The following is a 12905-nucleotide window of genomic DNA, read 5'->3' as shown; positions in this document are numbered from 1 at the left end:
GTCGGCGAACCTCTCCCCAAAACAGTCCTCCCGTGTTCGAGTTATCTAAAGGAAAATGATGGATAACAATTCGCAGTCCGAGTCAGTGGAGCAGACCACTGTCGCGGCTAAGAAGACCCGCCGTCGCCGCAAGGCGAAGCGCACCCTTGCAGGTGGCTTTGCTTTGGCCATCGGTTTGACTGGCGCTGGCGTCTTGGCCTCTGCCTTGACGCCCGACGCTCAGGTCGCTACGGCGGAAAAAGATGATCAAGCCCTCGTGCAAGAGGGTAAGGACATCTACGACACCGCTTGTATCACCTGCCACGGTGCCAATCTGCAGGGCATCGAAGGCCGTGGCCCCTCTCTCGTAGGTATCGGAGCCGGCTCTGTGTACTTCCAAGTTCACTCTGGGCGTATGCCGATGATGTCCAACGACGCTCAGGCAGAGCGCAAGGCTCCTCGTTACACCGAGCAGCAGACCTTGGCGCTGGCCGCTTATGTTGCAGCTAACGGCGGCGGCTCGGACATCGTCTACAACGATGATGGAAGCATTGCTCAGGAATCCCTTCGTGGCGCTAACTACAATGGTCAGATTCAGGCCGAAGACGTTGCTAAGGGCTCCGAGCTGTTCCGCATGAACTGTGCATCCTGCCACAACTTCACCGGCCAGGGCGGCGCGCTGTCCTCCGGTAAATACGCTCCTGAGCTCGCGCCCGCTAACGAGCAGGAGATCTACCAGGCAATGTTGACCGGTCCGCAGAACATGCCAAAGTTCTCTGACCGCCAGCTGACTGCAGACGAAAAGAAGGACATCATCGCCTACTTGAAGTCTGCGGAAGAGACTCCGTCTCCTGCCGGTTGGGATCTTGGCGGTCTCGGCCCAGTGGCTGAAGGCCTGGCAATGTGGATTATCGGTATCAGCGCCCTGTGCGCCGCTGCTATGTGGATTGGATCGCGCTCATGAGCAATGTGAAAAAGAATTACACTGACGCAGAGCTCGATAAGATGAGCAATGATGAACTTGCTGCACTTGGTACCGAGCTCGATGATGTCACCGTAGCGTTCCGCAAGGAGCGCTACCCGGTTGAAGGTGACCCCGCAGATAAGCGCGCGGGGCGCAATGTCGCCATCTGGTTGGCAATCTCCGCTATCGGCGGATTGGGCTTCTTGGCTGTTTACCTCTTCTGGCCTTGGCAGTACAAGCAGCTAGGGGAGGACGGCCTTGTTTGGCATACTCTCTACACCCCGCTGCTTGGCATTACCGCCGCACTGTCCATTTTTGGACTCGGCTTTGCCATCGTGCAGTACGTCAAAAAGATTCTGCCGGAAGAGATTTCCGTGCAGCGTCGCCACGATGGCCCTTCGGAAGAAGTTGACCGTCGTACTCTTACCGCTCTCTTGAACGACTCGTGGAAGACCTCCACTCTTGGCCGCCGTAAGACCATCCAAGGTCTGCTCGGTGGTGCGGGCGTACTCTTCGGCTTGACTGTTATTGCTCCGCTGGGCGGCGCAATCCGTAATCCATGGAAGGTTCGCCACGAGGTGAACTACGCCGGTGACGGCACGCTGTGGACCTCCGGTTGGACCATGTACGAGAAGGGCGTAAAGCTTTACCTCGCTCGTGACACCGGCACCATCGCTGAGAAGCACTCTGGTGAGTCCGGAGAGCACTACACCACCGAAGGCGTTACCCGCCTTGTGCGCGTTCGCCCTGAGGACTTGGCCGCCGGTGGCATGGAGACCGTCTTCCCGCTTGCGGAAGAAGACGTCAACGACGGTGACCAGTACGACGCTAAGCGCGACGTGTACGAACACCACATGCACTCCATCCACGGCAACCGCAACGCGGTGATGTTGATTCGTCTGCGCCACTCCGATGCGCAGAAGGCAATCGAGCGTGAGGGACAGGAAGACTTCCACCACGGCGATTACTACGCCTACTCCAAGATTTGTACTCACATTGGTTGCCCAACTTCCTTGTACGAGGCACAAACCAACCGAATCCTGTGCCCCTGCCACCAGTCGCAGTTCGACGCATTGCACTACGGTAAGCCGGTCTTCGGCCCGGCCGCCCGTGCTCTGCCACAGCTGCCTATCACGGTGGACGATGAGGGCTACCTTGTTGCAGAGGGCAACTTCATTGAGCCTGTCGGTCCGGCATTCTGGGAGCGTAAGTCATAATGAGCAATAAACTCGCCCAAATGGGCAACAACATGGACGAGCGCTACAGCGCCGCCGGCGTGCTAAGGACGCAGCTAAACAAGGTCTTTCCGACCCACTGGTCCTTCATGCTCGGTGAGATGGCGCTGTACAGCTTCATCATTCTTCTACTAACCGGTACATACCTAGCGCTTTTCTTCGATCCTTCCATTACGAAGGTCATCTACGACGGCACCTACGCACCGCTGAACGGTGTTGAGATGTCGCGCGCCTATGCAACCGCACTCGATATTTCCTTCGAGGTGCGTGGCGGTCTCTTTGTTCGCCAGATGCACCACTGGGCAGCCCTGCTGTTCATGATGTCGATGGTTGCGCACATGCTGCGCATCTTCTTCACCGGTGCTTTCCGTCGCCCGCGCGAAGCCAACTGGATTATTGGTTGCACCCTTATCCTGCTGGGCATGATCGAGGGCTTCCTCGGTTACTCCCTGCCGGATGACCTGCTTTCCGGTGTCGGTCTGCGCATTATGTCCGCCATCATCCTGGGTCTGCCGATTATCGGTACCTGGCTGCACTGGGCCATCTTCAACGGCGACTTCCCGTCCGACCTGATGCTGGACCGCTTCTACATCCTCCACGTTCTGGTTATCCCAGGCATCATCCTGGGCCTCATTGCAGCCCACTTGATCATGGTTTGGTTCCAGAAGCACACCCAGTTCCCTGGACCGGGTCGCGCAGAGAATAACGTTGTCGGCGTCCGCATTATGCCGGTCTTCGCCACCAAGGCAATTGGTATGGGCATGATGGTCGCTGGTGTCCTGGCTCTGATGTCCGGTGTGCTGACCATCAACGCCATCTGGTTGCTTGGTCCGTACAACCCATCTCAGGTTTCTGCAGGTTCTCAGCCCGATATCTACATGCTCTGGACAGACGGTGTGGCTCGTGTCATGCCTGCTTGGGAGCTGTACCTGGGTAACTACACGATTCCTTCCGCCTTCTGGGTCGCGCTGTTGTGTGGCCTGATGGTCGTGCTGCTTATCACCTACCCGTTCCTGGAGAAGAAGTTCACTGGTGACGATGCGCACCACAACCTTCTGCAGCGACCGCGTGACGTTCCTACGCGTTCTGCAATCGGTGCAGCAGCAATCGTGTTCTTCCTGCTGGTTACTCTCTCCGGTGGTAACGACCACGTTGCGCACTTCTTCCAGATTTCGTTGAATGCGATGACCTGGGTCGGACGTATCGGCCTGATTGTCCTGCCGCCGATTGCTTACTTTATGACCTACCGCATTTGCGTTGGTCTCCAGCGCTCTGACCGCGAGGTGCTCGAGCACGGTATTGCTACCGGTGTCATCAAGCAGCTGCCTAACGGTGCCTTCATTGAGGTCCACCAGCCGCTCGGCCCGGTTGATGAGCACGGCCACGCAGTACCGCTTGAGTACGCAGGCGCTCAGGTGCCGAAGCAGCTTAACCACCTCGGTTACGCTGACTCCGAGATTCAGGGCACCTTCAGCCCGGACGATCCGGAACTCATGCGCCGCGTTCACGAGATTCACGAGGAGAACCACGAAGAGGAAGCGGAGATGTTCCGTCGCCTCAACGAGGCCAACCGCCGTGATGACGAGGAAAACGGTCGCATCTAACCTTTCCTTGGGTTAGCTCGATACACGCTCACTAAACGAGCCCGCTAAGCCACCAATACTTGGTGGTAAGCGGGCTCGTTTCAGTTTTGGGACCGTCGCTTTTTAAGGAATCGCGGCTTACTGTTGCTGGGCTATCGAGCTAGGAGTCGGCACATAATGCAGACATCCTGGGACTGTCTCTTTTGGGCGAAAACCGGATATTTGCCTGAAATAACTTGGTAGATGGCCTCGCACAAACGCGGGGTCAACCTAGGAGGTAAGAACTTCGTCGTCCTTCACATACGGGAATGGAAGTACCGACAAACGCCGGCTCACGCGGAAACGCCTTGTCTAGCGGTGGGCAATAGCGCCAGCCCTGTTAGTTAGCAGTAGGGTAGCCGTCCTAGGAGCATGAGGTTGCCACTGAGCCTGGGATGGAAGATTTCCGTAATGAGGGCCTTCAAACGAGTCCATAGCCGGCATTTGCCTTTAAACGTGGTCTTCAGGGCTTCGGAATAGCTATTGCACACCCTCCAGCCCTCATGTGTTCTTTTCCCGTTGCTTCACTTTTGGACACAGTTAGCACAGTTCTTATTGGCAGCTTTTCTGCTGTAGTCATCACCACTAGAAGCGTGAGACTTACCTAGGTCCTTTGCTACAGCTTTTTGCCGATGCCAGGACTCTTCGAGCGTATCGTCTCCATGAGCAGTCGCAGGATCCACGTTCGTATCCTCTTCGCCATTTCGCCTGGGTAATTTAAGAGCACCGTGCTCTGTGCAGACACTTGGCTTGAGACTCGTCGGGAGCCGGCAGGCGACCGTTCCTCGGAGCGCGAAGAGTAGGCGTTATTCTCCGCCCTTAGATACTGCAGTGAGGTTTTCGTTCGTGCCGGACCTTTAAAACAAGTATTGCCGGCCGCTGCAATGACTAGGCGGACCAAGGCCTTTCTATAGGGGCGCACGCCGTAAAGCGAGGGACCGGGCTAGACTCATCCTCCTTTGCCCGGTGGGTAGTGGAAGCGGCGTTACCTAACAGGGCCCAGTGCTTGGCAACAAGCCGGGGGATGGGCCCCTAGGTTTAACGCGCAATAGGCTCGCGGGTTCAGTAAAACCCCGGAGGGGGTACCGCTGCATAGGGCGGCCGGTTTTACGCGATCAGAGGGCGTTAAAGGACGGGGCTGATGGTACGAAAGTGATTGTCACACATAGTATGTGTCTAAAGTCACCAAATATAATTTTTGAACTTGTTGAAGCCCTCGTTTATGGAACGAGTAACCGCCGGAGGTGGGGTACGCCTAGGCTATTGTCCCAGTGTAGGGGCCTTAAAAATCAGTAATAGCTTTATTGAATCTTCGACAGGTCCGGTTTGTCTCGGCTTGGTCAAAATAAGATAACGAACGTGTAACAAAGCTAGATCCGGGGTAGTGAATGGACATTGATTGTGATGATTTCGTAACCTATTCGAGACATTGAGTTACCGCCCGAAAGGTGCTCAATAGGAAATGAAAATTTAAAGCGTCGCATCTGGCTCCTCCTAGTGAGGGGCCGAGTGGAGGAAGGCCTAAAGGAACGGTCTTCTAATGAACACTAGGCCCTAGGGTCAGAGCTTTTCTACAAGGAAAGTAGACGCGTAGGAAGATTTGGAGTTTTTCTCGTGGCAAAGCACCGTCGTCAGGGCACTGTAAATACCCGTCGTATCGCATCTACTGCAGCTATCGCTGCAACCGCAGCTGTCGCCGCCCCGGGCGTCGCTCAGGCTGCCGAGGTCGTTGTTCCTAATACCGACTACCGTTTCGAGGTTGCCGGTCTGGAAAACGTCCCGAACATTGACCAGGTCCCAAACATTGACAAGTACGTCCCGTCCTTGGGCCAGGTTTCCAACCAGGGTGGCGACGACTTCGTCGCTGCTGCAGAGCAGCAGGCTGCTCCGGCCCCGTCCACCGTTGGTCAGAAGGCTCTGGAAGCTGCACGCTCCGTCCTTGGCTCGCCGTACGTTTATGGCGCTGCTGGCCCGAACGCTTTCGACTGCTCCGGTTTGACCAGCTGGGCTTACTCCCAGGCTGGCGTTCAGATTCCGCGTACCTCCCAGGCTCAGGCTGCTGGCGGTACCCCTGTTTCCTTGGACCAGCTCCAGCCTGGTGACATCATTTCCTACTACGGTGGCGCTTCCCACGTCGGTATCTACACCGGCAACGGGACCATCATTGACGCGCTTAACTCCGGCACCCCTGTGCAGGAGCGCGACTTGAACTACATGCCGATTAACAATGCCGTGCGCTTCTAATTGGCAGTGATATGACATGCCCTTCCCTTTGTGAAAAAGGGAAGGGTTTTGTTGTGCAACGGCGGCTAAAACCCGCTATAGTAAATTTGATTTTTGAAAATTTTGAGTTGAAGGTCTTTTCGTGTCTAAACGTGTGCTCCCAGCTGCCGCATTAACCGCAGTCCTCGCTGTCACTTCACTTTCTGGCCTCCCGCAAGTTATTGCGCAGGAGGCGGAACCGAACCAAGAGTCTGCTTCTGAAAACGTCGATGATCTGGTCGATCGCGTCGGAGAGGTTGCTCGAAAGGTCTCGGCGAAGAATGAGGAAGTCAAAGAGCTAGAAGATAAGCTCGCGGCCAAGGAAGAAGAGGTCGCTCAAGCGGAGCAAGACTCCGCAGAGGCCCAAAAACGCGTACATGACGCGCAGGGCGATGTCTCCACGCAGCAAGGCCGCGTGGACGACTTGGCACAGTCTCGCTACCGGGGAGACTCCCGTTCCGCCGTTTCGGGTGCGCTGGCTGCGGAAGACCCAGCAGACGCCGTAGAGCGCATGGGATACTTGGGCGCGCTTTCGCGCAAGGCGCAACGCACCCTCGATGCCAAGGCAGATGCAGCCTCAATGGCTGAAGCGGTTCAGCAAGAAGCCGCTGACGCTGCGAAAAAGGTGCGCGAGGAAAAGAAGGACCTCGAAAAGCAGCGCGATGAACTGGTAAAGCAAAAGGATGCGCTGGAAGAGCAGCAGGCAGATATCGAAGCTCAGGTGGATGCGCTGAGCGATGAGCAGCGCGAAGCTTGGGAAGGACAATTCGGCGGCACGGATAAGCTGGATTTCGACTTGGGAGAGATCGCCGATGGCGCTAGCTCTGCGGCTCTGTCCAAGTTGGGTTCGCCCTACGGCTGGGGTTCTGCCGGTCCGAACCAGTTCGACTGCTCTGGCCTGATGTACTGGGCATACCAGCAGATTGGAAAGACCATTCCGCGTACCTCGCAAGCACAAATTGCAGGTGGCACGTCCGTGCCGGTGGATCAGCTGCAGCCCGGCGATATCGTGGGCTACTACCCAGGAGTTACCCACGTCGGAATGTACATTGGCAACGGCCAGGTAGTACACGCCTCGACCTATGGCGTGCCAGTTCAGGTCGTGCCACTCAACTCGATGCCTATTTCGGGGACTGCGCGATTCTAAGTGGCCCGCATACTGCTGGTAACGAATGACTTTCCTCCCAAAGTCGGAGGAATCCAGTCCTACCTGCGGGACTACCTAGAAGCGCTCAACCCAGACGATGTCGTAGTATTCGCTTCGACCCAAGAGCCACCTGAGGACTATGACGCCTCTGTCGCCTACAAAGTCATTCGGTGGCCACACCGCGTGATGCTGCCCACCCCGGCCACCATGCGCCGCATGCAGGAAATCATCCGGCAAGAGGCCATTGAGGTTGTGTGGTTTGGTGCAGCGGCACCGCTGGCGCTGATGGGAAAAGCCGCGCGGCAGGCGGGGGCGCGCCGCGTGGTGGCAACGACGCATGGCCACGAGGTGGGGTGGTCTATGGTTCCACTGGCCCGGCAATGCCTGCGGCTGATTGGCAATAACGCCGATGTCATTACGTATATCTCGGATTACACTCTACGGCGCCTGCGCGGGCCGTTTGGTCCGCACCCGGAGTGGGCTCACCTGCCTTCTGGGGTCAGCCTAGATTCACTTTCCCCCGCAACCCCTGCGCAGCGCGCGGCCGCGAAAGCGGAGTTCGAGGTGAGCGGGCCAACCATCGTCTGTATTTCCAGATTGGTCCCGCGCAAGGGGCAAGACCAATTATTGCGGGCGATGCCGCAGGTCAGAGAAGAATTCCCCGATGCGCAGCTAATGTTGATTGGTCGCGGGCGCTATCACGACGTACTGCAAGAATTGGCAGAGGTGTACTGTCCCGATGCAGTGATTCAGCCTGCCCCCAGCATTGAGACCGCGCTTCATGCCGCAGATATTTTTGCCATGCCGGCCCGCACCCGGGGCGGCGGCTTGGATGTGGAAGGCCTGGGCATCGTCTATCTGGAAGCACAAGCCTGCGGGCTGCCGGTCGTTGCCGGTGATTCTGGGGGAGCGCCGGAGACCATTACGGAAGAGACGGGGATCGTCGTCAAGGGCGCGTCCGTCGATGAGCTCGTGGAGGCCTTGAAGCAGCTCTTGCGCTCGCCAGAAATGCGTGATCGTATGGGGCAGGCGGGGCGCAGGGACGTTGAAAAGCACTGGAGCTGGGAGATCATGGGGCAGCGGCTGAGAAAGCTTATGGCTTGATGTGACCCTGGCCCGGTTGTCGGTATATTCTGATATCCATGCTTGAAAACAACTCCGCCGATCTTACTATCGGCTTCGATGTCGGTGGCACCAATGTGCGCGGTGGAGTAATCACTCGAGACGGGGAAATCCTTGCGAGTCGCACCATGCCAACCTCGGGGGATCCGCGCCAGCTTAATGATGACCTGGTAGCGATCGTCGAGGAGCTGCGCGCGGACTACCCCGTGGGCGCGGTGGGCCTTGCCGTGGCGGGATTTTTAGACCCAGAGTGTGAGACAGTCCGCTTCGCCCCGCACCTGCCGTGGCGGAATGCCCCGGTCCGGAGAAACCTCGCGGAACGCTTGGGGCTGCATGTCCGGCTGGAGCATGATGCCAACTCCGCTGCTTGGGGAGAATGGCGCTTTGGCGCGGGGCGCGGCGCGAAGGATTGGGTGTTTTTTGCCGTTGGCACCGGCATTGGCGCTACCTTGATGACTCACGACACCATCTACCGAGGCGCCTTTGGCACTGCTCCGGAATTTGGTCATATCGTCGTGGTGCCGAATGGCAGGCAGTGCTCGTGCGGCAAACGAGGCTGCTTGGAGCGCTATGCCTCAGGCACGGCCCTGCCGGATACCGCGCGCGAACTGCGGCCAGACTATGAGACCTCCTTGCCGCCGTATCCCACCGGTGAGCAGGTTGCACGCGCGGCACGTGGGGGAGACCCACTCGGTATTGCGGTAATGGAGAACTTTGGACAGTGGTTGGGCCAAGGCTTATCCATCGTGTCTGATGTGCTCGATCCGGAGCTCATTGTCATTGGCGGCGGGGTGTCCCAAGATGCGGATATGTACTTAGAGGAAGCCACCGCTGCCATGGGCCGGGATATAGTCGGCGCTGGACATCGCCCCCTTGCTCGCGTTGCAACCGCGGAATTGGGTTCGGCAGCAGGTATGATTGGCGTAGCTGACCTGGCCCGCCGCGGCCACTAGAATGAGCGAAGGACGAGCTGGAGATGAAAAACAAATGGTACTGGGCGTTTAAGCACATCTTTTTCGGGCCCGCCCTGCGTGTATGGAACCGCCCTTGGTCAGAAGGAATGGAAAAAATCCCTGCTGAAGGTCCCGCGATTTTGGTATCCAACCATCAAGCGGTGATGGATTCCTTCTTCTTCCCCCTGCTGTGCCCGCGCCAAATTACTTTTTTGGCCAAGTCAGAGTACTTCACCACCCCCGGCCTCGTGGGCGGCATGCAGAAATGGTTTTTTAGCTCCGTCGGGCAAGTTCCCATTGAACGGGATCATGAATCAGCCAGCCAGGCCATGCTCGAGACCGCGCGAAAGATTTTGGGGCGCGGTGATCTCTTTGGTATCTACCCAGAGGGCACTCGGTCCCCAGATGGACGTGTGTACAAGGGGCGTACCGGGATGGGGCGCATTGCCATGGAGACCAATCAGCCGGTCTATCCCATCGCTATGATCAATTCCCGCAAGGCTAACCCGATCGGTTCGTGGATTGTCCGCCCCGCCAAGGTGGGAGTGCGAGTGGGAGACCCCATTTACCCGCATGACTGGGCGCGCGAACACGGCCTGGATCCGCAGCAGCACGAGACCATACGCGCGTTCACGGACATGGTCATGGGGACATTAGCCGAGCTCTCCGGCAACCCCTATGTGGATGTCTATGCGGCTGATGTAAAGGAATCATTAAAGGCCGGCCACGGGTACCCCGCCGGTGCGGAGATTAAAGGGAGGTAATTACAATTCCTCAGGCCCGCTTAGCGTGGCCGGATACCGCAAAAGGAATTTCTATCATCGGCGTGGTGCTCCTACACATCACGCTGAAGGTGCCAGGAGCCGAACAAACGTGGCTAGCAAGTCTCAATACCTATCTCGACCCCCTGCGCCTTCCCCTGTTCTTTCTGGTCTCCGGCTACTTCTCTTATAAAGTCTTTCGTTACAGTTTCGCGGAGTTATTTACCCGCCGGCTCTGGTTTTTCCTCATTCCTTATTTGGTGTGGATGTCCGTGGAGCATATGACCAAACAGCTGGAATACCAGTGGGTTTTCGGTGACTCCTCCATGGGTATGACCGAGATGCTGCAAAATCTTTTACTTGGCCATACGATGGCGTGGTTTATCCACGCGCTCATTTTGTTCAACCTATTTCTGTGGTGCGTGCGCAAATTGCCTGCGTGGGCGGGCATCGGGCTGAGCTTTACCCCCGTTATTTTTATTGCCTGGCAGGAACAGTTTCAGTTTATTGGCAAGGCCATTATGTTCCTTCCCATCTTTGTAGGCGCCGCCTACCTTCGCGAACCGATTACCCGTTTTGCGGCCGCGGCAGAAGAAGTATTCCACGGCTCGTGGACCGTGCGCAGTGTTGGAGCGTATGCCGCGGCCATCGGCGCTTATTGTGCAGGCCTGGCCCTGCGCCACGCGTGGGACGGCAACGAAGCAGACATTGCTTTTAACTGGCCCCTGCTGGGCGCGGACTTTTTGGGTTGGGGAGATATAAACCTATTAGTGCGCTTTGTGGAACAGGTGCTAGAGGTGCCCGCGGGCATTATTGGGGCCGTGCTCATTAGCCACATTCCGTGGATTGCAGAAGGCGTGAAGTTCGTCGGCCGGCACACGCTGCCGATTTATCTCTCGCACCCCATCGGCTTGACCGTGGGCTATGGGTACTACATGGCGCATCATGACTATGCTGTGTCTTTGGCCGGGTCGTGGCCGCTGGAAAATACGTGGTTCTGGATCGCCATGTGCTTTATCTTTACGGCCATTTCTTCCCTGGCGCTGTGGGCGCTGGGGAAGGTCCCTATCCTTGGCTGGACGCTGGTTCCGCCGCGGATCGGTAGGCGCCGCCCCGCCGTAGAGCCAATGGTAGCGAACAAGCAACCAACAACACGGTGATGATGACGTAGTCATTGCCAACGATGTGCTGCCACCACGTCCAATCCAGCTCTTGGTCCTCGGTATGCGGAACCTGCCAGTGGCCGCGGGCGAAAAGCGCCAGCCAGGTGAGAGCGGCGAGAATCCAGCGGCGGCTGGCCACTAGGTAGATGCCCACTAAAACCAGCCAGGTGAAGTGGTGCGACCACGATACGGGGGAGCACAGCAGCGATACGGAGGCTGCCAGGAGCATGAGCACAACCTGGTTACCGTGAGACAGGCGCTCCATGGCAAACCACACGATCGCGATGACGACGATGACGCCAACGAGCCACAGGGTTTCTGCGTTATTGGGGCTGAGGCGGGTAAACAAGCCGCGCAAGGATTGGTTGGCGCTATAGGCTAGGCCGCCGATGCGCTCGGAATCGCGCAGGGTAGAGGTCCAATACTCAATCGAGCTATGCGGATTGGCAACAAAGGCGATGAGGCCGGCGGCCACGAAGGAACCCAGGGTGGTAAAGAAGGCCTTCCATTCGCGTCGGACGAAGAAGACAGCCAAAAAGACCGCCGGGGTGAGCTTGATGGCGATGGCGATGCCGGTCAGGATGCCGCGGGTCTTTTTCACCCATAGCAAATCAATGACCACGAGTGCGGTGAGCAGGATATTGATTTGGCCAAAGCTAAAGGTCTGCGTAATTGGCTCGGCCAGCATGGCGGCAAAAAGCCACCACGCCGCCCATTGTTGGCAGTTGAGGGTACGCAATACCAGCGCAATGCAGACCCACAAGGCGAGCACGGAGAGGACCGTGATCACCACGGCGGCAGCGGTGAGGGGGATCCACTGGAGCGGGGCGAAGAGCAGGGCCGCAAACGGTGGGTAGGTAAATGGGAGAGAGACGTTGCGGTCGGTGCCTACGAAATAGTCGCGGTTATAAAGGTCGCTGCCGAATCCGGCCCCGCCTTCGCGGTAAACATCGAGGTCAATGTGGTAAAAGGCGCGAAAATCACCGGAGAATAAGGCAGGAATATCGATAATCCACCACAGGGCGGCAAGCGCTGACAGGATTAGGGGGAGGGCGGTGGTCCACAGGGATTTATTATCGGTTCGGCTCACCTGCAAAATTTTACAGCGGCGCGATCGTGGGGCCAATTTCCCGCGCCCATCGCCGCAGCGCTAGGCTTGTACAACGTGCGTTACTTCTATGACACCGAATTTATCGAGGATGGCAAGACCATTGAATTGGTCTCCATCGGCATCGTCGGTGAGAACGGAAGTGAATATTATGCCGTATCCACGGATTTTGACCCGTCCAAGGCCAACTCTTGGGTTAAGGAAAACGTCTTGGCCAAACTGCCCAGTCCCCAGGATTCCGCATGGAAGCCGGCGAGCACCATCCGCACGGAAATCCTGGAGTTTCTAACGCGCAGCTCTACGCCCATTGAATTGTGGGCGTGGGTCGGCGCGTATGACCACGTGGTATTGGCGCAGCTGTGGGGCGACATGGCGAGTTTTCCCAAGCGCCTGCCGCGCTATACTCGCGAGCTAAAGCAGCTGTGGGAGTTCGCCGGGCGTCCTAGCTTGCCGGCCGTGCCTAAGGGCAACCACGATGCGCTTGTCGATGCCCGCCATAACCTCGTCAAATTCCGCGCCTGCACCGAGGTCTTGCCCTTGTCCAAGGGTAATAGAATCAATTTCTAGCAGTTAACTACCAAGCGACAGG

Annotated in this window: 11 protein-coding genes; 10 read left to right on the top strand and 1 reads right to left on the bottom strand. The window is 57.4% G+C overall.

Annotation, left to right across the window (positions count from 1 at the left end; all coding sequences use genetic code 11):
• The first annotated feature begins 55 nt into the window (after positions 1-55).
• The 9 genes from ACLI1O_RS08170 to ACLI1O_RS08130 all read left to right on the top strand — a co-directional run bounded on the left by ACLI1O_RS08170 (position 56) and on the right by ACLI1O_RS08130 (position 11205).
• Positions 56-943, top strand: a complete 888-nt coding sequence (locus ACLI1O_RS08170) for a c-type cytochrome (RefSeq protein ID WP_239269747.1) — start codon at positions 56-58, stop codon at positions 941-943.
• Positions 940-2160 (top strand): ubiquinol-cytochrome c reductase iron-sulfur subunit, encoded by a 1221-nt coding sequence (locus ACLI1O_RS08165; RefSeq protein WP_239269748.1) that lies wholly within the window; start codon positions 940-942, stop codon positions 2158-2160. Before ACLI1O_RS08170 ends, ACLI1O_RS08165 begins: the two co-directional genes overlap by 4 nt.
• Complete coding sequence (locus tag ACLI1O_RS08160) at positions 2160-3782, top strand: cytochrome b (protein ID WP_005278357.1); 1623 nt, start codon at positions 2160-2162, stop codon at positions 3780-3782. The genes ACLI1O_RS08165 and ACLI1O_RS08160 overlap by 1 nt, the downstream gene beginning before the upstream one ends.
• 1632 nt (positions 3783-5414) lie before the next feature.
• Positions 5415-6044 (top strand): C40 family peptidase, encoded by a 630-nt coding sequence (locus tag ACLI1O_RS08155; protein WP_239269954.1) that lies wholly within the window; start codon positions 5415-5417, stop codon positions 6042-6044.
• A gap of 121 nt (positions 6045-6165) precedes the next feature.
• Positions 6166-7209, top strand: coding sequence for a C40 family peptidase (locus ACLI1O_RS08150; RefSeq protein ID WP_239269953.1), 1044 nt, complete (start codon positions 6166-6168; stop codon positions 7207-7209).
• Positions 7210-8313: a glycosyltransferase family 4 protein gene (locus ACLI1O_RS08145; RefSeq protein ID WP_239269952.1), complete on the top strand. Its 1104-nt coding sequence runs from the start codon at positions 7210-7212 to the stop codon at positions 8311-8313. It abuts the gene before it with no gap.
• Between the two features lie 38 nt (positions 8314-8351).
• Positions 8352-9284 (top strand): ROK family protein, encoded by a 933-nt coding sequence (locus tag ACLI1O_RS08140; RefSeq protein ID WP_239269951.1) that lies wholly within the window; start codon positions 8352-8354, stop codon positions 9282-9284.
• Between the two features lie 23 nt (positions 9285-9307).
• Positions 9308-10048 carry a lysophospholipid acyltransferase family protein gene (locus ACLI1O_RS08135; RefSeq protein ID WP_239269950.1) on the top strand — a complete coding sequence of 247 codons (741 nt, stop codon included), beginning with the start codon at positions 9308-9310 and terminating at the stop codon, positions 10046-10048.
• A gap of 62 nt (positions 10049-10110) precedes the next feature.
• Entirely contained in the window at positions 10111-11205 is a 1095-nt protein-coding gene (locus tag ACLI1O_RS08130; protein ID WP_239269949.1) for an acyltransferase family protein, read from the top strand.
• Here the strand turns inward: ACLI1O_RS08130 and ACLI1O_RS08125 are convergent.
• The gene (locus ACLI1O_RS08125; RefSeq protein WP_239269948.1) at positions 11111-12298 is read right to left on the bottom strand and encodes a glycosyltransferase 87 family protein; all 1188 of its coding nucleotides are present in this window, start codon (positions 12296-12298) and stop codon (positions 11111-11113) included. The genes ACLI1O_RS08130 and ACLI1O_RS08125 overlap by 95 nt on opposite strands.
• Before the next feature lie 75 nt (positions 12299-12373).
• Here ACLI1O_RS08125 and ACLI1O_RS08120 point away from each other — a divergent pair, with 75 nt between their 5' ends.
• On the top strand, positions 12374-12883 hold the full coding sequence (locus ACLI1O_RS08120; RefSeq protein ID WP_239269947.1) for a polyadenylate-specific 3'-exoribonuclease AS: 510 nt from the start codon (positions 12374-12376) through the stop codon (positions 12881-12883).
• Positions 12884-12905: the final 22 nt, after the last annotated feature.

It is taken from the genome of Corynebacterium sp. LaCa78, assembly GCF_046717505.1.
Classification (GTDB): Bacteria; Actinomycetota; Actinomycetes; order Mycobacteriales; family Mycobacteriaceae; genus Corynebacterium.
Note: the sequence above shows the minus strand (reverse complement) of the source record. Positions and strands in the feature narration are given on the sequence as shown.